We start from the raw sequence: 23,994 nt of genomic DNA on the forward strand, positions 1-23,994 counted from the left end.
TGGCCGCGCGGCGCGTTTTTTCGCCGCGCCCGCCGGAGGTCTGCCCGAACGCATCCCAAGGGGGATACCATGAACTTCTCACGCTTCTTCGTCGACCGCCCGGTCTTCGCGGGCGTATTATCGGTCCTGATCTTCGTGGCCGGCCTGATCGGCATGACCGGTCTGCCGATCTCCGAATATCCCGAAGTCGTCCCGCCGCAGATCGTCGTGCGCGCGCAATATCCGGGCGCAAACCCGGCCGTCATCGCCGAAACGGTGGCGACACCGCTTGAAGAACAGATCAACGGCGTCGAAGACATGCTCTACATGCAGAGCCAGGCGACCGCCGATGGCCTCATGACGCTGACCGTCACCTTCGCGCTCGGCACCGATCCGGACCAGGCGCAACAGCTCGTCCAAAACCGCGTCTCGCAGGCCGAGCCGCGGCTGCCCGAGGAGGTGCGCCGCCTCGGCGTCACCACCGTCAAGAGCTCGCCCGACCTTACCATGGTCGTGCACCTGCTTTCGCCCAACGGCCAGTACGACATCAACTATCTGCGCAACTACGGTGTGCTCAACGTCAAGGACCGGCTGGCCCGCATCGAAGGTGTCGGCCAGGTGCAGATCTTCGGCGGCGGCGACTATTCGATGCGCATCTGGATCGACCCGCAGAAGGCAGCCGAGCGCGGCCTTGCCGCAGGCGACATCGCCAACGCGGTGCGCGGCCAGAACGTCCAGGCGGCGGCCGGCGTCATCGGCGCCTCGCCTTCCGTCCCGGGTCTCGACCTGCAGCTTTCCGTCAACGCGCAGGGCCGTCTGCAGACGCCTGAGGATTTCGAGAACATCGTCGTCAAATCCGGCGCCCAGGGCGAAGTGACTCGGTTGGGCGATGTCGCCCGCGTCGAAATGGGCGCGTCCGAGTACTCGTTGCGCTCGTTGCTAGACAACAAGCCGGCCGTCGGCATGGCGGTCTTCCAGGCACCTGGATCGAACGCGATCCAGATTTCGGACGACGTCCGCAAGGCCATGGCCGAGATGAAGCTCACCATGCCTGAAGGCGTCGACTACGGCATCGTCTACGACACGACACAGTTCGTGCGCGCCTCGATCGAATCCGTGGTCGACACGCTGCTCGAGGCGATCGCGCTGGTCGTGCTCGTCGTCATCATCTTCCTGCAGACCTGGCGCGCCTCGATCATCCCGCTCGTCGCCGTTCCGGTCTCGATCGTCGGCACCTTCGCCGTCATGTATGTCTTCGGCTTCTCGATCAACGCGCTCAGCCTCTTCGGCCTCGTGCTTGCGATCGGCATCGTCGTCGACGACGCGATCGTCGTGGTGGAAAACGTCGAACGCAACATCGAGCAGGGACTGTCGCCGGTCCAGGCGACCTACCGCGCCATGCAGGAAGTCTCGGGTCCGATCATCGCGATCGCGCTGGTGCTCGTCGCGGTGTTCGTGCCGCTCGCCTTCATCACCGGCCTCACCGGCCAGTTCTATCGCCAGTTCGCGCTGACGATCGCCATCTCGACCGTGATCTCGGCGCTCAACTCGCTGACGCTCTCCCCGGCGCTGGCTGCCCTTCTCTTGAAGGACCACCACGCGCCGAAGGACTGGCTGACGCGGGTGATGGACAGGCTTTTCGGCTGGTTCTTCCGCGGCTTCAACCGCTTCTTCGGGGCAAGCTCGGAAGCCTATGGCCGCGGTGTGGGTCGCATCCTGACACGCAAGTCGCTGATCATGGTGGTCTATGTCGTGCTTCTCGGCGTCACCTTCACGCTGTTTCGCGCGGTCCCCGGCGGCTTCGTACCGGCGCAGGACAAGCAGTACCTGATCGGCTTTGCCCAGCTTCCGGACGCAGCCACGCTCGACCGCTCGGAAGACGTGATCAAGCGGATGAGCGAAATTGCGCTCAAGCACCCGGGCGTCGAAAACGCCATCGCCTTCCCGGGCCTGTCGATCAACGGCTTCACCAACTCGTCGAACTCCGGCATCGTCTTCGTCGCGCTCAAGCCCTTCGAGGAACGCAAGACGCCTGAACTGTCCGGCGGCGCGATCGCCATGCAGCTCAACCAGGAATTCGGCGTCATCCAGGATGCTTTCATCGCCATGTTCCCGCCGCCGCCCGTCCAGGGTCTCGGAACGACCGGCGGCTTCAAGCTGCAGCTCGAGGACAAGAACGGCCTCGGTTACCAGGCGCTCGACGAGGCGACCAAGGCCTTCCTCGCCAAGGCCTACCAGGCACCGGAGCTGGCCGGTCTCTATTCGAGCTACCAGATCAACGTGCCGCAGCTCTATGCCGACCTTGACCGCGTGAAGGCACGCCAGCTCGGCGTGGCCGTCACCGACGTCTTCGAGACGCTGCAGATCTACCTCGGCTCGCTCTACGTCAACGACTTCAACGCCTTCGGCCGCACATACAGCGTGCGCGTCCAGGCGGATGCGAACTACCGCAGCCATGCCGACGACATCGGCAAGCTGAAGGTGCGTTCGCAATCCGGCGAGATGATCCCGCTGTCGGCGCTTCTCAAGGTCGAGCAGACGGTCGGCGCCGAACGGGCGATCCGCTACAACGGCTTCCTGTCGGCCGACATCAACGGCGGCCCGGCACCGGGTTTCTCGTCCGGCCAGGCGCAGGAAGCCATCGAACGCATCGCCGCTGAAACCCTGCCTCCGGGCATCGGCTACGAATGGACGGACCTGACCTACCAGCAGATCCTGGCTGGCAACTCCGGCATCCTGGTCTTCCCGCTGGCGCTGTTGCTCGTCTACCTCGTGCTTGCGGCCCAGTATGAGAGCCTGACGCTGCCGATCGCCATCATCCTGATCGTGCCGATGGGCATCATGGCGGCACTCGTCGGTGTCTGGCTGACCGGAGGCGACAACAACGTCTTCACCCAGATCGGTCTGATCGTCTTGGTCGGGCTATCGGCGAAGAATGCCATCCTCATCGTCGAGTTCGCCCGCGAACTGGAACTGTCGGGCAGCACGCCGGTCAAGGCGGCGATCGAAGCGAGCCGGCTGCGTCTGCGCCCGATCCTGATGACCTCGATGGCCTTCATCATGGGCGTGGTGCCGCTTGTCATGTCGACCGGCGCCGGTGCGGAAATGCGCTCGGCCATGGGTATCGCGGTCTTTGCCGGCATGATCGGCGTCACCGCCTTCGGCATCTTCATGACGCCGGTGTTCTACGTGCTGATCCGCAAGCTCGCTGGCGAGCGGCCTCTGAAGCACGCGGGAGCCCATATCGAGGCGCCGCATCTCGCACCCGGAGAATAAGCCCTTCTCCATTCTCTTCGCGATCTTCAGGCGGGCCGGATCCTTCCGGCCCGTTGAAGCTGCGGCCCTGCGCCTCCGCCCAGGCGCGGCGCCGTTCTGCGTTCGACGTCACAGTTCCCGTCTCGCGTGCCCCATCCTGCGTGACAGTTCGCTGGCGATCGGATAAACCAGCAGCCTCCATTCCCAAGGCCCTTCGTGGCCATGCAGACGGCATAACGTTAGATGACCTCCACCGATCCGATCGCCAATCTCGCCACCCTCATTCGTTGCCCCTCAGTCACCCCGGCCGAAGGCGGCGCGCTTGCAGCCCTTGAAGCCATGCTGAAGCCGCTCGGCTTCGCGGTCGACCGCGTGATGGCCAAGGAGGCTGGCACGCCCGACATCGAGAATCTTTATGCGCGGCTTGGAACCGAAGGCCCGCATCTGATGTTTGCCGGGCATACGGACGTCGTTCCCGTCGGCGACGAGGCCGCCTGGAGCCACGGTCCGTTTTCGGCCGACATTTCCGGCGGCGAGATGTATGGCCGCGGCGCCGTCGACATGAAGGGCGGCATCTCCTGCTTCGTCGCGGCAATCGCCCGCCATGTCGAAAAGCATGGCGCCCCGAAGGGCTCGGTCTCCTTCCTCATCACCGGCGACGAAGAGGGACCGGCGATCAACGGCACCACCAAGCTCTTGCAATGGGCGGCCGACAAGGGCGAGCGCTGGGATGCGTGCCTGGTCGGCGAACCGACCAACCCGGAGAGCCTTGGCGACATGATCAAGATCGGCCGGCGCGGCTCGCTGTCCGGCCGCATCACCGTTCATGGCGTGCAGGGGCACGCGGCCTATCCGCACCTTGCCGACAGCCCTGTGCGCGGCATCCTGCAACTGACGCAGGCGCTGATGGACCCGCCCTTCGACAACGGCACCGAGAGCTTCCAGCCGTCCAATCTCGAAGTGACGACGATCGATGTCGGCAACAGTGCCGTCAACGTCATTCCGGCCAAGGCGACGGCCGCCTTCAACATCCGCTTCAACGACACATGGACGGCGGATAGCCTGATGGCCGAGATCATCGCCCGGCTCGACCGTGCCGCGGCAAGCGGTAGCCTGCGTCCGGACCGCGCCCCCGTTCGCTACGAAATCGTCTGGGCCGAGCGCCCGAGCCACGTGTTTCTCACACGCAACAACGCGCTGATCGATTCGCTCTCCGGCGCGGTCGAAGCCGTCACGGGGCGCCAGCCGAAGCTGTCGACGACCGGCGGAACCTCGGATGCGCGCTTCATCAAGGACTATTGCCCGGTGGTCGAGTTCGGCCTCGTCGGCCAGACGATGCACATGGTCGACGAACGGGTCGCCGTCGCCGACCTCGAGACCCTGACCAATATCTATGAAACCTTCATCGCCCGCTGGTTCGGCCATGCCGCTGCTTGATGAGGTGCTTGCCTATATCCGGGGGCTCTGGCTCCTGGCGCAGGGTAACGAAGAAGGCTTCCGCTGGCTCGATTTCAGCGAGAGTGGCCTCTGGCGCTCGTTCACGTCCATGCTCTGGTGCCTGCCGGCGATCGCCGTCACCTGGGCGTCCTGGCGGCTCTACTACCTCTCGGTCATGCCTGATGGCACCACGATCGGCATCGGCTTCATCTTCAAGCTGCTCGTCGTCGATCTCGTCAGCTGGCTCTTGCCGCTGGTGCTGATCGCCGTTCTCTCGCGCCCACTCGGATTTGCCGGAGCGGTGGTACCGATCGTCGTTACCACAAACTGGCTCTCGGTTCCGCTCTCCTACGCCATGGCAGTGCCGGCGGCGATCCGTGTCGTCATTCCCGGGAGCCAGGGGCTGACGAGCTTCATCTGGTTGACGCTGCTCGTCATCAGCGTTGCGGTGCTCTTCCGGCTCTTGCGCATGGTGACCGGCAACCAGACGCTGCTTGCCTCGGCGCTGACGGCGCTGTTCCTGTTGCCGTCGATGATGATCGGCGATCTCTTGCAGCGCTTCTTCGGTCTGATCCCGACAAGCTAGGACTTCGGGATCAGTAGTCCACCTGAAGGAAATAAAGCCCATCGGGCGGCGCCACGGGGCCGCAGGCCTTGCGGTTGCGGGCCTCAAGCGCTGCCTGCAGATCATCCGGCGTCCACTTGCCTTCGCCCGCCAGCTTCAGCGAGCCGGCGAAGGAGCGGATCTGGTTGTGCAGGAAGCTCTGCGCCGTTGCGCGGATCTCTATAACGCCGGCGACAAGCGCGACGTCCAGCCGATCGAGCGTGCGCACCGGGCTCGCCGCCTGGCAATGGGCGGAGCGGAAGGTGGTGAAGTCATGATGGCCGACGAGGCGCTGGGCGCCTGCATGCATGGCTTCATGGTCGAGCGGCTTCGGCACCCACCAGGCGCGCCGGGCTTCAAGCGCCAGCGGCGCGGGCCGCGAGATAATGCGGTAGAGATAGTGGCGGCGCAGCGCCGAGAAGCGCGCGTCGAATTCCTCGGACACTTCCTCGGCCCCGAGGATCGCCACCCGCTCGCCCGCAAGCCCCAGATGGGCATTTAGCGCGTTGCGCAGCGTGTAGGGCTTCCACGGACGCGTGAGATCCGCATGCATGACCTGGCCACTGGCGTGCACACCGGAATCGGTGCGGCCGGCGCCGCGGATCGACACGGTCTCTCCGGTCAGCGACAGGATCGCCTTTTCGATCGCCCCTTGGACGGACTCTCCGTTGTCCTGCCGCTGCCAGCCGACATAGTCCGAGCCGTCATATTCGACGGTCAGCTTGAACCGCGGCATCAGCCGACCCTCGTGCCGGGCGCAACCGGCGTTCCGCGCAGGAAATCGGCCACACCCAACGCCTTGCCGCCGGCGCGCTGCAGGCGGGTGAGCCGAACGGCGCCCTCGGCGCAGGCAATCGCCAGGTTGTCGTCGAGCACCGTGCCGGCCTCGGCCTCGCCGGAAGCAGGCTCCGAGTTCAGAACCTTGATGCGTTCCGGCTTGCCAGCGATCTCAAGTTCGAACCAGGCGCCCGGGAATGGCGACAGGCCACGGATATGGTCGTGCACCTCGCGGGCGGGACGGGTGAAATCGATGCGGGTTTCCGTTTTGCTGATCTTCTGGGCGTAGACGACGCCGTCCTCGGCCTGGACCGTCAGCGGCAGATCGCCGGCCTCGAGCTTCGCCATCGCTTCCCGCATCAGACTGGCGCCGACCTGCATCAGGCGATCGTGCAATTCACCCCCGGTCATCGTCTCGCCGATCTGAACCGTCTTGGTGAGGGCGACCGGGCCGGTATCGAGCCCCTTTTCCATCTTCATCACCATCATGCCGGTCTCGTGGTCGCCGGCCATGATCGCGCGCTGGATGGGCGCTGCACCGCGCCAGCGCGGCAGCAGCGAGGCGTGGCCGTTGTAGCAGCCGAGCTTGGTGCCGGTGAGGATGGCCTCAGGCAGAAGCAGGCCATAGGCGACGACGACGGCGACGTCGGCGTCGAAATCACGGAAGGTCTGGCGGTCCGCCTCGTCCTTGAAGTTGACTGGCGTCAGCACCGGAATGCCCAGAAGCTCGGCCGCCTGGTGCACCGGCGATTTCTGCAGATCGAGCCCGCGGCGGCCACCCGGCCGCGGTGGCTGGGTGTAGACGGCGACGATCTGATGACCGGCCTCGGCAAGTGCCGCCAGTGTCGGCACCGAAAATTCCGGTGTGCCCATGAAGATGATGCGAAGCGACAAGGCGGTAACTCCGTCCTTTCAGATCACTTCATGCGGGGAAACGGCGAAATGATCTCATTCTCTAAAAACAGGACAATTCCAGGAAAGCCGTTTCACGCTCTTCCTGGAATGTTCAATGGGTTCCCGCCTTCAAAATTTCGCGTGATCTTCCGCGATTGAAGGCTCAGATCGCCTTTGCGCCGCGCGTCTTGGCAGCCTTGGTGAACTTGCGGATCACCATGTCGCGCTTGAGCTTGGAGATGTGGTCGATGAACAACACGCCGTTCAGGTGGTCGATCTCGTGCTGCAGGCAGGTGGCGAGCAGGCCTTCGGCCTCGATCGTCTGTTCCTTGCCGTCGCGGTCGAGGTGCTTGACGGTGATGACGGCGGGGCGCTCGACCTCGGCGTAGTAGTCCGGGATCGACAGGCAGCCTTCCTCGTAAACCGAATAGGTGTCGGACGAAGCGACGATCTCGGGGTTGATGAAGACAAGCGGCGTCTTCTCGTCGCCCTCTTTCGAAACGTCGAGCACCAGCATGCGCCTGGCGACACCGATCTGGATCGCGGCAAGGCCGATGCCGGGGGCATCGTACATGGTTTCGAGCATGTCATCGGCCAGACGGCGGACGTCCGCGTCGACGGTTTCGATCGGCGTTGAAACCTGGCGAAGCACAGGATCGGGAAGGATGATAAGCGGCTTGATGGTCATGATGCTCCCATAGCCGATCTTTCCATCGACGCGCAAGGAAATTGCCTTGCCACCTGCGGCACCCGCTCGTCCCTCGTCGGGCGTTAACCGCCGCGCACACATGTTCTCGTTTTGATCTACACTTCGCGAGAGAATCTGTTAGGTTTGGCGCATGGAACCCGCGCCCCTTCCCTTCGCCCAGCCGTTGTTTTTCATCGGCACCCTGCCGATTACCCTGGGCCATCTGGCGATTGCCGCCGGCCTTGTGCTGGCTGTTGCCGGCCTGATGGCGCTCTCGCGCCGGCGCAATCCCCGCGACGACGAGCGGCAGGAACAGATGGCAATGCTGCTGGCAGCACAGACGGAGATGCAAGGGCGGGTCGCGGCCATGGCCGAGGTGTTCGGCGCCCGGCAGGCGGAGCTCAACCAGACACTCAGCCAGCGCATCGACGGCATGACCCATCGCATCGGCGCCTCGATCAGCGAGCAGACCAAGGCGACACACGAGAACCTACGCCGGCTGCAGGAGCGCCTCGCGGTCATCGACACGGCCCAGAACAACATCCAGTCGCTCGCCAAAGACATGGCCGGACTTCAGGCGATTCTATCGAACAAGCAGACGCGCGGCGCCTTCGGCCAGTCGCGCATGGAAGCGATTATCGCCGACGGGCTGCCGATGGGTGCCTTCGAATTCCAGGCGACGCTGTCGAACGGGGCGCGGCCCGACTGCACCATCCGCATGCCGAACGGCCAGCCGCCGCTGGTCATCGACGCCAAATTTCCGCTCGAAGCCTGGAACGCGATGCGGGATGCTCCGACCCCGGAGCGGCGCCTGCAGATCGCCCAACTCTTTCGCCGCGACATGGAAACGCACGTGCGCGACATCGCCGGCAAGTATCTGATCCCGGGCGAGACGCAGGACACCGCCTTCCTCTTCGTACCCTCGGAATCGATCTTTGCGGAGATCCACGAGCATTTCGAAGCGATCGTGCAGAAGGCGCATCGCCAGCGGATCGTCATCGTCTCGCCCTCCCTGCTGCTGTTGTCGATCCAGGTGATCCAGGCAATCCTCAAGGATGCGCGCATGCGCGAGCAGGCGCACCTGATCCAGGGCGAAGTCGCGCGGCTGATGGAGGATCTCGGCCGTCTCGACGAGCGCGTGCGCAAGCTGCAGGGCCATTTCGCCATGAGCCAGAAGGATGTCGAGGACATCCTCGTTTCCTCCAGCAAGCTCACCCGCCGCGGGGCCAAGATCGAGGCCCTAGAGCTGCAAGCGGAAGGCGGCACACGGGACGCGGACGAACCACGTGCCGCGGTCGACAATCGGGTCGGGCAATTGCGCCTGCGGGTGGTTGACGAGGACTGAGGCTGTCGGGCACTCTCCGGCCCAATTCGCAAAGCCGACAGGATAGTTTCACATGATTACTGTTTTTGGGTCCATCAACATGGATCTGATCGCCACCACCGCACGCCTTCCGAAGCCCGGCGAAACCGTCGCCGGCACCAGCTTCTCAACCGCCGCCGGCGGCAAGGGCGCAAACCAGGCGCTGGCCGCACGGCGTGCCGGCGCGACGGTGCAGATGGCAGGCGCAGTAGGAAAGGACAGCTTTGCTGACGGCGCGCTCGAGCTGTTGAAGGGTGCGGGCACCGACCTGTCGTTGACCAAGACGGTCAGCGAGCCGACCGGCACCGCCCATATCCTCGTCGGCGGCGACGGCGAAAATGTCATCGTCGTCGTCGCCAGCGCCAATGCGACGGTCGATGAAGCCGATGCGGTGAAGGCCGTCGACGGCATGAAGCCCAGCGATACCTTGATGCTGCAGCTCGAAATTCCGGCCGCCTCGGTCGAGAAGGCGCTCACCGCCGCCAAACAGAAGGGCGTGCGTTCGGTCATCAACATCGCGCCGCTGACACCGGAGGCAGCCCGCCTCGGCCGCCTCGCCGATATCGTCATTGCCAACGAAACCGAATTCGAACTGCTGGCCGGCAAGAGCGGTATCGGGAGTACTGAGCGCGAAGAAGCGATGAAGGCGCTGCACGCGGAGACCGGCCAGACGGTCATCGTCACGCTTGGCGCCGAAGGCGTGGTGGCCGTACATGAAGGCGAGATCCAGCGCGCCAAGGGCCTGAAGATCGAGCCGGTCGATACCGTCGGCGCCGGCGACACCTTCTGCGGATATCTCGCAGCCAGCCTCGATGCCGGCATCGCCTTCCCCGACGCTCTGCGCCGCGCAGCAGTCGCCGGCTCTCTCGCCTGCCTGAAGAGCGGCGCCCAGCCCTCGATCCCGCTTGCTGCGGACGTGGCCTCGCGTCTCTAAATCCTGCGCGAAAAAGCACGCACTTGAGACGGGCGAAGTCGCCCGTCTCATTTTTCCCAGGCCCTGGCCCGCATAGATTTCACCCTCCCGACGGCCGCTTGCGCAATCCGGACAGCCGATGTCGCGGACATAAAACTTTGCGTGCAATTTTATGCAAGCGATGCGTAAAACAGCGTCCGTGTTGGCCCTATCTTAAGAATCTCCAGTCTATTCAGGACCGTGAGAAAACCGGCCGAAGCGCCTGGTCGTCTCCAACATGCCGGTCGGCATCTGACGCTCCATGATGGAGTTCACCCCCATTGCGAAATGCGTCCACCGCAGGTGAAAACCTGCGAACCTCCCAGCACGTGAGGATTTCATGTTCAAGTTCCAAGCCAAATCGCTGGCGACCAAACTGATCGCGGTGACAGGCGGCACGATCGCACTTGTCCTGCTTGCCTCGAATTTCGTTCTCATATCCCAGACCCAGGACCGCGTCGAAACGCTGGTCCTCGAACAGGCTGGCGGCGAAGCCCGCGCGATAGCCTCCGACATTGCCGGCGACATCGGCGAGCTTGCAAGTGCTGCCCGCTCGATGGCGGGCATCCTCGGCCGCGCACACGCCGAAAAGTCGCTGGAGCGCACCGGGGTGATCAACATCCTCAGGGCAAACCTCGAGCAGAACCCGTTCGCCTTCGGCAGCTGGTTCGCGGAAGAACCCAAGGCTTTCGATGGTCGCCAGGAAGACCTCGTCAACAACAAGGAACTGGGCGGTAACGACAAGGGCATCTTCACGCCCTACTGGTCGAAGAGCCGCACCAACGAAATCCAGTACTCCACTTTCGGCGCTGACTATGCGGCCGAGTGGTACAAACTCGCTGCAAAAAGCGGCAAGGGTGCAATCACCCAGCCCTACACCGCGCAGGACACCGACGTTCCGACCGCGATGAGTTCGATCGCCTACCCGGTCATGTCCGGCGGCAAGCTTCTCGGCGTCACCGGCGTCGACATTTCGCTCGCCTCGCTCGGCGATGGCCTCTCGAAGCTGAAGCCCTTCGACACCGGCCGCGTCTACCTGCTGTCGCAGACCGGCAAATGGCTGGTCGCGCCGATCCCGGACCTTCTGCTCAAGGAGTATGACGGCGAAGGCAACGAGGTCGTCAAGAACGCGCTCGCCTCCGGCAAGCCGGGCATCATCTCCAACCTCTCCTATGACGGCAACGAGCCCTTCGACCGTCTCGTCTATCCGTTCACTCTCTCGGGCGTGAACACCAGCTGGGTCGTGCTCGTCGACGTGCCGCGTACCGCGATCAATGCGCCGGTCAAGGATCAGACCTACATGATGATCGTCGGCGGCCTCGTCGTGCTCGGCGCTGTGTTGCTCGGTCTCTATCTCGCGGTTCGTGGTTTCGTGCAGAAGCCGCTGGCAAGCCTCGTCAAGGACGTGAACGACCTCAGCCACGGTGACTACACCAAGGCGATCGCCGGCCAGGATCGTTCCGACGAAACCGGTGAAGTCGCCAAGGCGCTCGAAGGCTTCCGCCATCAGCTTGCCGACACCAAGCGCCTCGAAAGCGAAGCCCGCCATGAGCGCGAACAGGCCGAGCGCGAACGCGGCCGCTCGGAAACCGAGCGTGCAGAATCGAGCGCGCTTCAGCGCGACATCGTCGCCCGCCTCGGCAAGGGTCTCTCGCATCTGTCGTCCGGCGATCTCGCATTCCGCATCACCGACGATTTCCCGGGCGAATACGCGCAGCTCAAGCGTGACTTCAACGCGGCGATGGAAAGCCTCGAAGAGACGATCCGCACCGTCAACCATTCGGTCGTCAACATCGGCAACGGTACCAGCGAAATCAGCAGCGCCGCCAACGACCTGTCGCACCGGACCGAACAGCAGGCTGCAAGCCTGGAAGAGACAGCAGCGGCTCTTGACGAGCTGACCTCGCAGGTCAACGCCAGCGCCGAAAACGCCAAGGTCGCCGCCAAATCGGTGGATGTGGCCAGCAGCGATGCCGGACAGTCGGGCGAAGTGGTGCAGAAGGCGATTGCCGCGATGAAGGGCATCGAGCAGTCCTCGCACGAAGTCAGCCGCATCATCGGCGTCATCGACGAAATCGCCTTCCAGACCAACCTTCTGGCGCTGAACGCCGGTGTCGAAGCAGCGCGTGCAGGTGAGGCCGGCAAGGGTTTTGCCGTCGTCGCCCAGGAAGTGCGCGAACTCGCCCAGCGCTCTGCCAATGCCGCCAAGGAGATCAAGACATTGATCAACACCTCGGCCGGCCAGGTGCGCGAAGGTGTTGATCTCGTCGGCAAGGCCGGTGGCGCGCTCGAAAAGATCGCCGAGCAGGTCGTGCAGATCAACGGCCTCATCCGCCAGATCTCCAGCTCCGCTTCGGAACAGGCCGTCGGCCTGAAGGAGATCAACTCTGCCGTCAACCAGATGGACCAGGTAACCCAGCAGAACGCCGCGATGGTCGAGGAAACGACCGCGGCCGGCATGGCGCTCAACGAAGAAGCCCGAACGCTCAACACGCTCGTGGCCCGCTTCCGGGTCGCGCAGGCGACCGCATCGGCCCAACCGTCCTCGGCGGCTATGCTGCGTGGCACGGCCGAGCGCATGCGCGCGGCCGAACGCCCCGCTCCGGTCCCGGCCCCCGCCCGCGAGGCGCGGCCCGCTCCGGCGGCGAACCCATCGCGAAGCAATTACTCGGCTTCGACGCAGCGGGTGCTGACCCAGACCTCCGGCGCCAACGCGCTTGCCCAGGACAACTGGGAAGAGTTCTGATCAACGGAACGACAAAAGAAAACGGCGCCTCTCGGGGCGCCGTTTTTGTTTGGACTACGATGATTGAGCCGAGGCTCAGATGCGAGCCAGCCGCTCGGTCAAAAGGTCGAAGAAGCCCTGGTCGTCGACGAAGCGCATGACCTTGGCGTTGTGCGGCCGGCCGGTGACCTGCCACCAGTCGACGACGGTCATGCCGGCCGTCAGCTCCGACTTGGTCTCGATCTCGACGTTGCAATCGCGGCCGGTGAAAAGCTCGGGGCGCAACAGATAGGCAATGACCGTCGGATCGTGCAGCGGGCCGCCATCGGTGCCGTACTTCTCGATATCGAAGCGCTCGAAGAATTCGAGCATCTCGGCCATGGCGATCGCCGGGCGGCTGCCGATGTCGCGGATCTTCTGGACGCGCGCCTTGTGGGTCAGCACCCGGTGGGTGACATCGAGCGGCATCATCACGATCGGAATGCCCGAACGGAAGACGATGTCGGCTGCCTCGGGATCGACGTAGACGTTGAATTCGGCGGCGGGCGTGATGTTGCCGCCTTCGAAGAAGCCGCCACCCATCATCACCAGTTCCTTGACCCGCTGCGCAATGTCAGGCGCCTTCTGCAGGGCCAGCGCGATGTTGGTGAGCGGGCCGAGCGTGCAGAGCGTCACGGTGCCCTCTGGCTCCTTTCGCAACGTCTCGACGATGAAGTCGACCGCATGCTGCTCCTCGAGCTTCATTGTCGGCTCGGTAAGCTCTGGGCCGTCGAGGCCGGTCTTGCCGTGCACGTGCTCGGCGGTCACCAGCGGGCGAGCAATCGGCTTGTCGGCGCCCGAGAACACCCGAACCTTCGGCCGGTCGCAGAGCTCGCACAGGATGCGCGCATTGCGGGCCGTCAGTGCCAGCGGCACGTTGCCGGCGACCGCGGTGATGCCGAGCAGGTCGATCTCTTCCGGACTGCCGAAGGCGAGCATGATGGCGGCGGCATCGTCCTGCCCGGGGTCGGTGTCTATGATTATCTTTCTCGGCACGGGCACTTTCTCGTCCTCCCTGGACCACGTTGTTCGGCGCGATCGATACGTTGCATTGGGCCGGACGGGAGTAAACGCCCTGGCGTTCCTTTGTCCCATTCCCGGATTCTGCGAGAGCGGACTATGATTTGCGTGCACGCCGGAGGCAAGCGGCTTGCACTCATTGCGCACAGCTACCATATTGCGGAAAGGATGCTGCAAGGCAGGTCCGAACAACGGTCGCTTGATCTCGCAAGGACTTGAAGAATGAGCCGTATTACCCCTTTTACGAGCCCGCTTCTGCTGGGTTTCGATACGATGGAAAAGACCCTTGAGCGGATCGCCAAGGGCAACGACGGATACCCGCCCTACAACATAGAACGCGTTCGCGGCGATGCCTCGACCGACGAACCGGAACGGTTGCGCATCACGCTCGCCGTGGCAGGCTTTTCCGAAGAAGACCTCGAAGTCACCACCGAAGAGAACCAGCTCGTCATCCGCGGCCGGCAGATCGACAACGGCGACCGCGATTACCTGCACCGCGGCATTGCGGCACGCCAGTTTCAACGCACTTTCGTGCTCGCCGACGGCATGAAGGTTCTGGGCGCGGAACTGCGCAACGGCCTGCTCTCCGTCGACCTCGTTCGTCCCGAACCGGTTCGTATGGTAAAGAAAATTAACATTTCAGTCCCAGAGTAGGATAACCGGCGGGATTCTCCCCTCACCGGCGACCACGGAGTGTCACCATGGGACTGAAAGACATCAGCTCGTCGCTGTCGAAGAACGACCTCGCACATCTCGGCGAAGGCGAAATCGGCTACATCCGGAAAATGCGCTCGGAAGAAGTCTCGCGCTGCTTCCCGGAAGCGCCGGAGATGGGACCGGGTATCGATCTCTGGGCGCTCTTCGGTGCCGACGGTACGCCGATCCTTCTGACAGACAACCGTTCCAGCACCTTCTTCAAGGCGGCCGAGGACGATCTGAAGACGGTCACCCTGCACTGACAGGCTGCCGTCGGTGGAGACGGCAATCGGACGCTTGAATGGAAGCCGTCGCTCTCGAGAGCGACGCAAGCGCGAGCGGAAAACCGCTCCGCACTTTTCCTGGAATTGATCTTCCAGTCCGCAATTCCGGACGGAAAACCGCTTCGCACTTTTCCTGGAATTGATCTGCTAGTCCGCAATTCCGGACGGAAAACCGCTTCGCACTTTTCCTGGAATTCTTCCAGTCCGCAATTCCGGACAGAAAACCGCTTCGCACTTTTCCTGGAATTGATCTTCCAGTCCGCAATTCCGGACGGAAAACCGCTTCGCACTTTTCCTGGAATTGCTTTAGACGCGCCGGAAGGTGAGATAGGCGGAGCTTCGCCCTTCCCTGCGTGCCTTGGCCTCGTAGCGCGTGCTCGGCCATCCCTCATAGGGCGTCAGCCAATCGGAAGCCGTCTCTGCCGTCCACTCGAAGGCTGCGTGATCGCGGCAGTGCAACAGCGTCCAGTTGACATAGGTATCGATATCCGAGGCGAAGCAGAACACGCCGCCGGGCTTCAGCACGCGGGCGAAGCGATCGAGATTGACCTTGGAGACGAAACGGCGCTTCCAGTGTTTGCGCTTCGGCCACGGGTCCGGATAGAGCAGGTCGATCTGGTCGATCGACGCGGCCGGCAGCCAATCGAGGACCTGGGTGGCATCGTCGTCATAGAGCCTGACGTTGCTGACGCCGCGCTCCTCGATATGACCGACGAGCTTGGCCATGGAATTGACGAAGGGTTCGACGCCGATGAAGCCGGTCGACGGCGCTTCGGCCGCACGGTGGATCAGGTGCTCGCCGCCGCCGAAACCGATTTCGAGGCGCATGCGGTCCACGCCCTGCGGATAGAGGGTCTTCAGGTCCGCCGGAGGCGGGCTCGAAAGGTCGAGCTTCAGGGTCGGCAACACGGTTTCCAGATGCGCCGCCTGCCGCTCGCGCAACGGCTTGCCCTTGCGGCGGCCGAAAAAGGCCTCGGTTGCTCTGGCGCGGCGCGGTTCGGTCATGTCGTCTTTCCCTTGGTCATACCGATCTGGATCAGGCCAACCCAAAATCAAAATGAACGAAGCGGGCGCTCCTTGTCGGAGCGCCCGCCTTGATTTTCGCAAACGCCTGATAGCAGGACGTTGCGCTATCTTCAATGCGCGGCGTCACGCCGCGCCCCATCGCCTGTTAGGCGGCAGCGCGGCCGTTGACGGCGCCGCTCTGCTCGATCGCAGCCTTCAGCGGCTTCACGAGGTCGAGCTTCTCCCAGGAGAAGGAACCGTCGCGGCCAGCCTTGCGGCCGAAGTGGCCATAGGCAGACGTCTTGGCATAGATCGGCTTGTTGAGGTCGAGATGACGGCGGATGCCGGTCGGCGACAGGTCCATCGTCTTGCGGATCGCATCCTCGACCTGGTCTTCCGAAACCTTGCCGGTGCCGTGCAGGTCGACATAGATCGACAGCGGCTGGGCGACGCCGATGGCGTAGGACAGCTGGATCGTGCAACGGTCGGACAGGCCGGCGGCAACGACGTTCTTTGCCAGGTAACGGGCAGCATAGGCGGCCGAACGGTCGACCTTGGTCGTGTCCTTGCCCGAGAAGGCGCCGCCGCCGTGCGGTGCGGCACCGCCATAGGTGTCGACGATGATCTTGCGGCCGGTGAGGCCAGCATCGCCATCCGGGCCGCCGATGACGAACTTGCCGGTCGGGTTGATGTACCAGGTGCAGTCGTCGGCGATCTTCAGATCGTCGAGGGCTTCGCGGATATAGGGCTCGACAACCGAGCGAACCTTGACCGAATCCCAGGTGTCATCGAGGTGCTGCGTCGACAGAACGATCGAGGTGACTTCCGCCGGCTTGCCGTCGACGTAGCGTACGGTGACCTGGCTCTTGGCGTCAGGGCCGAGCTTGGCGACTTCGCCCTCGCCCTTCTTGCGGGCAGCGGCGAGCAGGTTGAGGATGCGGTGCGAATAGTAGATCGGCGCCGGCATCAGCTCGGCGGTCTCGCGGCAGGCGTAGCCGAACATGATGCCCTGGTCGCCGGCACCTTCTTCGCCCTGCTTGTCGGCAGCGCTGTCGACGCCCTGAGCGATGTGAGCGGACTGGAAGTGCAGGAGCACGTCGATCTTCGCGGTCTTCCAGTGGAAGCCGTCCTGCTCATAGCCGATCTCGCGGATCGCCTTGCGGGCGGCGGACTTGAACTTCGAGGGGTTGATGACGTCGTTGCCGTCCTTGTCCTTCTTGAGAAGGCTCGGCGGCAGGCGCACTTCGCCGGCAATCACGACACGGTTGGTGGTCGCCAGCGTCTCGCAGGCGATACGCACGCCCCAGGGATCGACACCGGTCTTGGCCGCTTCGCGGTAGACCAGGTCCACGATCTCGTCGGAGATACGGTCACACACCTTGTCCGGATGACCTTCGGCTACGGATTCACTCGTGAACAGGTAGTTTGCACGCATGCGGGAAGTCCCCTCAATGAAGAAAAAGCGCTGGCACGGTGTTAGTGGTTTTGCGACCGAAAAACAAGCACACAACGACATAAATATATCTTTATATCGCCATTGCGGCCAATCACTTTGGTGCACCGGAGGGAAAGGTGCGCAAGAAAAAAGCGGCACAAATGGCCGCTTTGTTTTTCAAGTCCCGACGGGGAACGTTGGAACTATTCGCTTTCTGCTTCCGCAGCGAGTGCCTTGACGAGATCGACGAGCCGACGGCGAACCTTCGGGTCGGTGATCTTGACGAAAGCGCGGTTGAGCTGCAGCCCCTCGGAGGACGACAGGAAATCGACGACGTAGTTCGAGCTGGAAGCTTCTGCCATGCCGGACTGACCGGCAGCGTTATCGCCCGGGGCATCTTCGAAGAAGAAGGAAACCGGAACGTTCAGGATGCCTGAAATGTTCTGCAACCGGCTGGCGCCGACGCGGTTCGTGCCCTTCTCGTACTTCTGGATCTGCTGGAAAGTGATCCCCAGACTTTCGCCGAGCTTCTCTTGGCTCATGCCAAGCATCGTACGGCGAAGACGAATCCGACTTCCGACATGAATGTCGATCGGGTTCGGCTTCTTCTTGTTTTCGATCATATCTGCGTTCCCAAACACGCTGTTTCGTTTATCCATCGCCCAGCATGAGACCTACGCTCACCGAAGCGACCGCCAGGGTGATAAGGACAGAGCCAGCACAACAAGGACGATGGTGCGGACCACTATGCAATTTTAGGGGTTTTAGGTCAATTCTTCCTAATATTAAAACCAACACGCGAAAACACTGCAACCAGAAGGAGGAAGATCGCACCCAGCCAGAAAACGCGGCTTCGCATAGCGTCGTCCAACGGGGTAGGCATCCTTCCCGGCAGAAGTGTGTCGACCACTCCCCTATAATTGTAGGATAATCCTACCATTAAAACCCCACGTGCATCAACAATTGCTGATATACCGCTGTTTGCCGCTCGGACAAGGGGGGTGCCGGTTTCAACGGCCCTTAATTGTGCCTGATGGAAATGCTGGCGCGGGCCTGGCGTATCTCCGAACCAGGCGTCGTTGGTAACATTGAGAAGCACATCGGCCCGGCGCGCGGCCCCATCGATCTCGTCCGGGAAGATCGCCTCGTAGCAAACGAGCGGATAGAGCGTGCGGCCGCTGGGCAGCGTCAGCAACGAACGGTTCTTGGCCGCTGTGAAGCCACCGGGCATCGACGCGGCGACCGAACTCAGGCCCCAGGAAGACAACAGATCCTCGAAGGGAAGATATTCGCCGAAAGGCACCAGATGCACCTTGTCGGCAGCGCCGATGATCTGGCCCCGACCGTCGATCATGTAGATCGAGTTGTAGTAGCGGGGCGGCAGACCGGCGCCGGCATCCTCTACGCGCACCGCGCCGGCAATCAGGATCTGGTCGTCATCAAGCACCTCGGCGATACGCGCCAGTGCGTCCGGATTGTCGGTGAGGATGAAAGGGATCGACGTCTCGGGCCAGACGACGATATCCGGCCGCTTGCCGTCTTTCTCCGGAGCCACGGCAGTCAAAGCCAGATGCTCCTCGAACACCGCGGCACGCTCGCCGTCATCGAGCTTCTTTGCCTGGTCGATCACCGGCTGGACGAGGCGCACGGTCAGCGGCGGCTCGGGCGAGGCCGGCGCCGGCTGCGCCAGGCGATAGAAGCCGAAGCCCACATGGCCGGCAAAAAGCACGACGGCGATCGTGAGCCCGATCCGGCTCCCGCGGCCCGTCGCGATCAGGGCGGGAGCGGCAAAGACGAAGACGGCGAGCATGTTGACGGTCGCGAGATTGATGACGCTTGCCGACTGCATCATCAGCGGCATCGGCATGGCCGCATAGCCGATCGCATTCCAGGGAAAGCCGGTAAAGAGGAAGCTGCGCAGCCATTCGGCAAGCCCGAAGCCCAGGGCGAGTGCGGCGATGCGCCCGACGCCGTCGGACCAGAAAAGGCGGGCGATCAGCGTCGCCAGCGCATAGAACAGCGCGAGAAAGGCCGGCAGGCCCACGACGGCGAGCGGCAGCGCCCAGGCGAACTCGTCGGCCTCGACGAGCAGCGCATTGCCGAGCCACCAGAGACCACCGAGGAAGTAACCGAAGCCGAACCACCAGCCGACAACCGCAGCCGGCCAGAGCCGGCGGATGAAGCCACCGTCCGGACTTCCGGTCGCACCGTCGAGCAGCCAGACGAGAATCGGGAAAGCGACGAAAGCAAAGGCGAAGATGCCGAAGGGCGGCTGGGCCAGAACCGCGAGCAGCCCCGCGAAGAAAGCAAGCAAAGCCCGGGGGAACCCGGAAAGTAGCATCACCCTGCCAGCCAATCTTGCCATACAGCCTCCAGTCGATCCCGCAGCCTGCCACGGCGAAGGAGCGAAACAACACCCGAATCAATCGGGGCCAGTCTTCCAAAAAACCGGCTGCTTGTCCCCTTTCGGGGCTGGATTAGGGGGCGAGACGACGGTTCCGGCCCTTGGTCGGTGTTTACGACACAGCCTCGGGAGACGTCAAAGGGGGGGGGGACTTCCCGCGCGCGCAGAAACGCGCGGGAACCGGACAATTACTGTTCGTCGGCCGCTGCCTCGGGGGCGGCTGCACCGTTGGCGCGATTGAGCGCACCGGCCTCCGCAATCGTCTCGCCTTCCGGTCGCAGGACGCGGCGGCGGGCGGGCGGGCGCTTGCGCATGATGCGGACGCGCTTCACGCGGCGCGGGTCGGCGTCGAGGATCTGGAACTCGAAGCCCGGGATCGCCTGAACGACCTCGCCGCGTACGGGAATGCGGCCCAGTGAAGCGAAGATCAGGCCGCCGAGGGTGTCGACGTCTTCGAGCTGTTCGCGCACGTCGAAGTCGGGACCGATCGCCGCGGCGATCTCTTCCAGCTCGACACGAGCGTCGGCGATAAAGACATCGTCCGAAGTGCGCGCGAACATGACTTCGTCATCGTCGTGCTCATCCTCGATGTCGCCGACGACCATCTCGACGATGTCTTCGAGCGAGACGAGGCCATCGGTTCCGCCATATTCGTCGATGACAAGCGCCATCTGGATACGGGCCGCCTGCATGCGCTGCATCAAGTCGGAGGCCAGCATAGAGGGCGGCACGAAGAGAAGCTGGCGGACGATGCCCGCCTCTTCCAACGACTTGCCGAGATCGACACGTGAAAGGTCGAAACTTGCCTTGGGCGAGCGCGGCGTCTTTTCGGACGCAGCCGTCGTCGACGCCTGGGCCTTGCCGTTACGCCGGCGATTGCGGGCCTGTTTGGTGACGTAGGACAGCAGGTCGCGAATGTGGACCATGCCGCGAGGGTCATCGAGCCCGTCGCTATAGACCGGCATGCGCGAGCGGCCGGATTCCTCGAAGATCACCATCAGCTCGCCGATGGTGATGCTCTGGTCGACCGCCTCGATGTCGGCGCGCGGGACCATGACGTCCTCGACCCGGACCTCGCGGAAACGCAGGATGTTGTTGAGCATCGCCCGTTCGCCGGGCGAAAAGACCGTGTTGCTGTCGGCATCGGTCTGCAGCGCGTCAGCAAGATCCTCGCGCAGGCTCGATGGACTTGCGCCGCGCAAAAGGCGCGCGGCCCGGCTCCAGAAGGTGGAAGTGGATTTCGTGCCCTCGTGTCGAGTGGCGGTGCTACTACTGCCCGCCTCCGCCTCTCCGGAGGCATCTGCCTCCTCGGTCGCCAGCGCGACAGGCTGTGTTTTATAATCGCTCATCGGTCCAAACTGTTAATCCGGGGTACGATCCCCGTAGGGGTCAGATAAGCCAAGACGCGCCAAAATGCGAGTCTCCAGGCTTTCCATTCTTTCGGCTTCATCATCTTCCATATGATCATAGCCGAAAAGATGCAGGAATCCATGCACGAGAAGATGCGTCAGATGCTGATCGAAGGACTTCTCGAGCTCCACCGCCTCGCGCTCAAGGGTTTCGCGGGCAACGATGATGTCGCCGAGCATCGGTCCGGGCATCGATCCGGGCGTCACGGGAAAGGCCGGGAAGGACAGAACGTTGGTCGGCTTGTCCTGGTTGCGCCACTCGGCGTTTATCGCGCGCATGGAGGCATCGTCGGTGAAGACGAGCGAGAGCTCCGGCGGCATCTTCGGCAACGGCTGCTTTTCTTCGCTTGCGAGAAAGGCTGCCGCCGCTTCGAGCACGGGCGACGAGAAGGCGAGCAACGCCTCTTCGTCCGGCCAGTTGCCCTCTTCCACGCTGATCTGGATATCCAAAGCCGTCATGATCGCAGCGACCGCCTGTCAGCGGTCGCCCTGCTCGCTTTCGTCGTGCACGGCCGTATGGGATTCGTAGGCCTTGACGATGCGCGCCACCATCGGATGGCGAACGACATCGACATCCTTGAAGCGGACGACCGAGACGCCCTCGACCCCTCTCAGGATCTGCAGGGCCTCGACCAGGCCCGATTTAACGCCGCGCGGCAGGTCCACCTGGCTCGGATCGCCGGTGACGATCATCCGGCCGTTTTCGCCAAGACGGGTCAGGAACATCTTCATCTGCATCGATGTGGTGTTCTGTGCCTCGTCGAGGATGACGGCAGCATTGGCGAGCGTACGGCCGCGCATGAAGGCGAGCGGCGCGATTTCAATGACCCCGGCGGTGATCGCGCGTTCGACCTTGTCGCCCGGCATCATGTCATAGAGCGCGTCGTAGAGCGGCCGAAGATAGGGATCGACCTTCTCCTTCATGTCGCCCGGCAGGAAGCCCAGGCGCTCGCCCGCCTCGACGGCAGGGCGAGAGAGCACGATACGATCGACGGCGCCGCGCTCAAGCAGCTGTGCGGCGTGGGCGACGGCAAGATAGGTCTTGCCGGTACCCGCGGGGCCTACGCCGAAGACGAGCTCGGACCGCTCGAGCGCTCGGATATAGGCATCCTGCGTTGGCGTGCGCGCGGCGATCGTCTTCTTGCGCGTTGAAATCTGCGCCATTGTCAATTTGGCTTTACGCTCCATGGTCGGCAATTGTAGCTGATCGTCGGCGGCAACCGCCATACGGATCGCACCCTCGACATCAGACGTATCGATCGACGCGCCGCCCTGCAACCGCCCGTAGAGATAATCGAGAGCACGGCGGGCCTGGTTGGTGGCGACGACGTCACCCGAGATCGCGACGGAATTGCCGCGCGGCCGAGCGTCGATGCGCAGGCGCTCTTCGAGAAGCTTCAAGTTCTGATCGAACTGGCCGAAGAGCTCGCTGGCGAACCGATTGTTCTCGAAGGTCAGCACGAAGTGATTGGCGTCTGTCGCAGTTGTTTTCGACTGGCGCGTGGATGAAGAGATCAATTCGTGTCCGTTCAAGCGGTTCAGGCTCCTTGTTTTCGGTCCTTACCCGATCATCTCTGCAAACAGGCTGTTCGGCCCGGCCTTGATGATTCGCACCTTGATAATGTCACCGATTTGCGATGCTTTTGCATCAACATTCACCGGCTGCAGCCACGGCGAACGCCCGACGAGCTGGCCGGGCATGCGCCCTTCCTTCTCCAAAAGCAGGTCGATTTCGCGGCCGACGCAGGACTCGGCAAAGGCGCGCTGCTGGGAAAACAGCAAAGCCTGCAATTTTTCCAAGCGCTTGGCTTTCACGTCCTCGGGAACCTGGTCGCCGAGCTCGGCGCCCGGCGTGCCGGGACGGGTCGAATATTTGAATGAAAATGCCTGTGCATAACCCACGGCCTCGACGAGGCGCATGGTGTCCTCGAAGTCTTCATCGGTCTCGCCGGGGAAGCCGACGATGAAATCGCCCGACAATGCGAGGTCCGGCTGGACGGCGCGGATGCGCGCGATCAGCGCCAGATATTCCGCCGCCGTATGCCTGCGGTTCATCGCCTTCAGGATACGGTCGGAGCCGGACTGCACCGGCAAGTGCAGGTAGGGCATCAGCTTTACCATCGAGCGATGCGCCTCGATCAGGCTGTCGTCCATGTCGCGCGGGTGGCTGGTGGTGTAACGCAGCCGGGCAAGACCCCCGATCTCGCCAAGACGCGAAAGCAGGTCGCCAAGGCCCCATTCGCGGCCATCGGGCCCGACGCCGTGCCAGGCGTTGACGTTCTGACCGAGCAGGGTGATCTCGCGCACGCCGCCCTCGACCAGCTTTTCCGCCTCCGAGACGATCTGGGCGACGGGGCGGGAAACCTCGGAGCCGCGCGTGTAGGGCACGACACAGAAGGTGCAGAACTTGTCGCAGCCTTCCTGAACCGTCAGGAACGCGGTAACGCCGCGCATGCGGGTCTTTGCCTTGTCGGGTGCCGGCAGGTGTTCGAACTTGTCTTCGACTGCATACTCCGTCTGCACGACACGCTCGCCGCTGCGGGCGCGCTTCAGCGCCTCGGGCAGCCGGTGATAGGTGGTCGGGCCGATCACCAGGTCGACGGCCGGTGCGCGCCGCAGGATCTCGTTGCCTTCGGCCTGCGCGACGCAACCGGCAACGCCGATCACCATCTCGCGGCCTTCCTTGGCCCTTTCCTTCTTCAGATCGCGCAGGCGGCCGAGTTCGGAATACACCTTCTCTGCCGCCTTCTCGCGAATGTGACAGGTGTTGAGCAGGACGAAGTCTGCGTCTTCCAGCACATCGGTCGAGACGTAGCCGTCGCGCGACAGGGCGTCCGTCATGCGGTCGGAATCGTAGACGTTCATCTGGCAGCCGTAGGTCTTGACGAAGACCTTGCGGGCCGGGGCGCGCTCGTCGCCCGTGGCGGGCGTCGTCGACAGAAGGGCGGTTTCCTGGGTCATGCCGGGTTCTTTAGTGCAAAGCGGTCGGAAGTTGAAGTATTTTCGGCGCAGCGGTCCTTGCCCGGGG

At 63.3% G+C, this 23,994-nt stretch carries 20 protein-coding genes; 8 read left to right on the forward strand and 12 right to left on the reverse strand.

Annotated elements, in window-relative coordinates; genetic code table 11:
• The first annotated feature begins 69 nt into the window (after positions 1–69).
• The 3 genes from BLU15_RS09420 (at position 70) to BLU15_RS09430 (ending at position 5,257) form a co-directional block, all read left to right on the forward strand.
• A complete protein-coding gene (locus BLU15_RS09420; protein WP_060519801.1) occupies positions 70–3,255 on the forward strand; it encodes an efflux RND transporter permease subunit in 3,186 nt (1,061 codons plus the stop codon).
• A gap of 222 nt (positions 3,256–3,477) precedes the next feature.
• Complete coding sequence (gene dapE, locus BLU15_RS09425) at positions 3,478–4,671, forward strand: succinyl-diaminopimelate desuccinylase (RefSeq protein ID WP_090295090.1); 1,194 nt, start codon at positions 3,478–3,480, stop codon at positions 4,669–4,671.
• Positions 4,658–5,257, forward strand: coding sequence for a hypothetical protein (locus tag BLU15_RS09430; RefSeq protein WP_090295091.1), 600 nt, complete (start codon positions 4,658–4,660; stop codon positions 5,255–5,257). The genes dapE and BLU15_RS09430 overlap by 14 nt, the downstream gene beginning before the upstream one ends.
• Positions 5,258–5,267: 10 nt before the next feature.
• Here the strand turns inward: BLU15_RS09430 and truA are convergent, their stop codons facing one another.
• From truA to def, 3 genes are all read right to left on the reverse strand, one after another.
• Entirely contained in the window at positions 5,268–6,011 is a 744-nt protein-coding gene (truA, locus tag BLU15_RS09435; RefSeq protein WP_090295093.1) for a tRNA pseudouridine(38-40) synthase TruA, read from the reverse strand.
• Complete coding sequence (gene fmt / locus BLU15_RS09440; protein ID WP_090295095.1) at positions 6,011–6,946, reverse strand: methionyl-tRNA formyltransferase; 936 nt, start codon at positions 6,944–6,946, stop codon at positions 6,011–6,013. Before fmt ends, truA begins: the two co-directional genes overlap by 1 nt.
• A 163-nt stretch (positions 6,947–7,109) precedes the next feature.
• Positions 7,110–7,634: a peptide deformylase gene (gene def / locus BLU15_RS09445; protein ID WP_034797616.1), complete on the reverse strand. Its 525-nt coding sequence runs from the start codon at positions 7,632–7,634 to the stop codon at positions 7,110–7,112.
• A gap of 151 nt (positions 7,635–7,785) precedes the next feature.
• Here def and BLU15_RS09450 point away from each other — a divergent pair, with 151 nt between their 5' ends.
• The 3 genes from BLU15_RS09450 (at position 7,786) to BLU15_RS09460 (ending at position 12,695) form a co-directional block, all read left to right on the forward strand.
• A complete protein-coding gene (locus BLU15_RS09450) occupies positions 7,786–8,979 on the forward strand; it encodes a DNA recombination protein RmuC (protein ID WP_090295096.1) in 1,194 nt (397 codons plus the stop codon).
• 52 nt (positions 8,980–9,031) lie between these two features.
• Positions 9,032–9,931, forward strand: a complete 900-nt coding sequence (locus BLU15_RS09455; RefSeq protein WP_090295098.1) for a ribokinase — start codon at positions 9,032–9,034, stop codon at positions 9,929–9,931.
• A 358-nt stretch (positions 9,932–10,289) separates the two neighbouring features.
• The gene (locus tag BLU15_RS09460) at positions 10,290–12,695 is read left to right on the forward strand and encodes a methyl-accepting chemotaxis protein (protein WP_090295099.1); all 2,406 of its coding nucleotides are present in this window, start codon (positions 10,290–10,292) and stop codon (positions 12,693–12,695) included.
• A gap of 75 nt (positions 12,696–12,770) precedes the next feature.
• Here the strand turns inward: BLU15_RS09460 and BLU15_RS09465 are convergent, their stop codons facing one another.
• Complete coding sequence (locus BLU15_RS09465) at positions 12,771–13,715, reverse strand: nucleoside hydrolase (protein WP_060519791.1); 945 nt, start codon at positions 13,713–13,715, stop codon at positions 12,771–12,773.
• Positions 13,716–13,955: 240 nt separating this feature from the next.
• Here BLU15_RS09465 and BLU15_RS09470 point away from each other — a divergent pair, with 240 nt between their 5' ends.
• Both BLU15_RS09470 and BLU15_RS09475 read left to right on the forward strand, forming a co-directional pair.
• Positions 13,956–14,387, forward strand: coding sequence for an Hsp20 family protein (locus BLU15_RS09470; protein ID WP_034797386.1), 432 nt, complete (start codon positions 13,956–13,958; stop codon positions 14,385–14,387).
• A gap of 47 nt (positions 14,388–14,434) precedes the next feature.
• Positions 14,435–14,692: a BQ00720 family protein gene (locus BLU15_RS09475; protein ID WP_034797387.1), complete on the forward strand. Its 258-nt coding sequence runs from the start codon at positions 14,435–14,437 to the stop codon at positions 14,690–14,692.
• Positions 14,693–15,019: 327 nt separating this feature from the next.
• On the opposite strand, the gene BLU15_RS09480 is transcribed toward BLU15_RS09475, so the two are convergent.
• From BLU15_RS09480 to miaB, 8 genes are all read right to left on the reverse strand, one after another.
• Complete coding sequence (locus BLU15_RS09480; RefSeq protein WP_034797389.1) at positions 15,020–15,718, reverse strand: tRNA (guanine(46)-N(7))-methyltransferase TrmB; 699 nt, start codon at positions 15,716–15,718, stop codon at positions 15,020–15,022.
• A gap of 166 nt (positions 15,719–15,884) precedes the next feature.
• Entirely contained in the window at positions 15,885–17,153 is a 1,269-nt protein-coding gene (gene metK / locus BLU15_RS09485; RefSeq protein WP_034797391.1) for a methionine adenosyltransferase, read from the reverse strand.
• 203 nt (positions 17,154–17,356) lie between these two features.
• Entirely contained in the window at positions 17,357–17,776 is a 420-nt protein-coding gene (locus BLU15_RS09490) for a helix-turn-helix domain-containing protein (RefSeq protein ID WP_034797393.1), read from the reverse strand.
• A 146-nt stretch (positions 17,777–17,922) separates the two neighbouring features.
• The gene (gene lnt, locus BLU15_RS09495) at positions 17,923–19,518 is read right to left on the reverse strand and encodes an apolipoprotein N-acyltransferase (RefSeq protein WP_060519783.1); all 1,596 of its coding nucleotides are present in this window, start codon (positions 19,516–19,518) and stop codon (positions 17,923–17,925) included.
• Positions 19,519–19,745: 227 nt separating this feature from the next.
• Positions 19,746–20,906, reverse strand: a complete 1,161-nt coding sequence (locus BLU15_RS09500; RefSeq protein WP_090295101.1) for a hemolysin family protein — start codon at positions 20,904–20,906, stop codon at positions 19,746–19,748.
• A 12-nt stretch (positions 20,907–20,918) separates the two neighbouring features.
• Positions 20,919–21,425 carry an rRNA maturation RNase YbeY gene (gene ybeY, locus BLU15_RS09505; protein ID WP_060519781.1) on the reverse strand — a complete coding sequence of 169 codons (507 nt, stop codon included), beginning with the start codon at positions 21,423–21,425 and terminating at the stop codon, positions 20,919–20,921.
• An 18-nt stretch (positions 21,426–21,443) separates the two neighbouring features.
• Positions 21,444–22,499, reverse strand: coding sequence for a PhoH family protein (locus BLU15_RS09510; RefSeq protein WP_034797402.1), 1,056 nt, complete (start codon positions 22,497–22,499; stop codon positions 21,444–21,446).
• Between the two features lie 27 nt (positions 22,500–22,526).
• The gene (miaB, locus tag BLU15_RS09515; protein WP_034797403.1) at positions 22,527–23,927 is read right to left on the reverse strand and encodes a tRNA (N6-isopentenyl adenosine(37)-C2)-methylthiotransferase MiaB; all 1,401 of its coding nucleotides are present in this window, start codon (positions 23,925–23,927) and stop codon (positions 22,527–22,529) included.
• Positions 23,928–23,994 lie beyond the last annotated feature (67 nt).

Source organism: Ensifer sp. YR511 (assembly GCF_900103045.1).
Lineage (GTDB): Bacteria > Pseudomonadota > Alphaproteobacteria > Rhizobiales > Rhizobiaceae > Ensifer > Ensifer adhaerens.

What these genes read in the sequence shown, in the direction of transcription:
- BLU15_RS09420 (WP_060519801.1), top strand. Translation starts at nt 70, where the DNA reads ATGAACTTCTCACGCTTCTTCGTCGACCGCCCGGTCTTCGCGGGCGTA.
- dapE (WP_090295090.1), top strand. Translation starts at nt 3,478, where the DNA reads ATGACCTCCACCGATCCGATCGCCAATCTCGCCACCCTCATTCGTTGC.
- BLU15_RS09430 (WP_090295091.1), top strand. Translation starts at nt 4,658, where the DNA reads ATGCCGCTGCTTGATGAGGTGCTTGCCTATATCCGGGGGCTCTGGCTC.
- truA (WP_090295093.1), bottom strand. Translation starts at nt 6,011, where the DNA reads ATGCCGCGGTTCAAGCTGACCGTCGAATATGACGGCTCGGACTATGTC.
- def (WP_034797616.1), bottom strand. Translation starts at nt 7,634, where the DNA reads ATGACCATCAAGCCGCTTATCATCCTTCCCGATCCTGTGCTTCGCCAG.
- BLU15_RS09450 (WP_090295096.1), top strand. Translation starts at nt 7,786, where the DNA reads ATGGAACCCGCGCCCCTTCCCTTCGCCCAGCCGTTGTTTTTCATCGGC.
- BLU15_RS09455 (WP_090295098.1), top strand. Translation starts at nt 9,032, where the DNA reads ATGATTACTGTTTTTGGGTCCATCAACATGGATCTGATCGCCACCACC.
- BLU15_RS09460 (WP_090295099.1), top strand. Translation starts at nt 10,290, where the DNA reads ATGTTCAAGTTCCAAGCCAAATCGCTGGCGACCAAACTGATCGCGGTG.
- BLU15_RS09470 (WP_034797386.1), top strand. Translation starts at nt 13,956, where the DNA reads ATGAGCCGTATTACCCCTTTTACGAGCCCGCTTCTGCTGGGTTTCGAT.
- BLU15_RS09475 (WP_034797387.1), top strand. Translation starts at nt 14,435, where the DNA reads ATGGGACTGAAAGACATCAGCTCGTCGCTGTCGAAGAACGACCTCGCA.
- BLU15_RS09480 (WP_034797389.1), bottom strand. Translation starts at nt 15,718, where the DNA reads ATGACCGAACCGCGCCGCGCCAGAGCAACCGAGGCCTTTTTCGGCCGC.
- metK (WP_034797391.1), bottom strand. Translation starts at nt 17,153, where the DNA reads ATGCGTGCAAACTACCTGTTCACGAGTGAATCCGTAGCCGAAGGTCAT.
- BLU15_RS09490 (WP_034797393.1), bottom strand. Translation starts at nt 17,776, where the DNA reads ATGATCGAAAACAAGAAGAAGCCGAACCCGATCGACATTCATGTCGGA.
- lnt (WP_060519783.1), bottom strand. Translation starts at nt 19,518, where the DNA reads ATGGCAAGATTGGCTGGCAGGGTGATGCTACTTTCCGGGTTCCCCCGG.
- BLU15_RS09500 (WP_090295101.1), bottom strand. Translation starts at nt 20,906, where the DNA reads ATGAGCGATTATAAAACACAGCCTGTCGCGCTGGCGACCGAGGAGGCA.
- ybeY (WP_060519781.1), bottom strand. Translation starts at nt 21,425, where the DNA reads ATGACGGCTTTGGATATCCAGATCAGCGTGGAAGAGGGCAACTGGCCG.
- miaB (WP_034797403.1), bottom strand. Translation starts at nt 23,927, where the DNA reads ATGACCCAGGAAACCGCCCTTCTGTCGACGACGCCCGCCACGGGCGAC.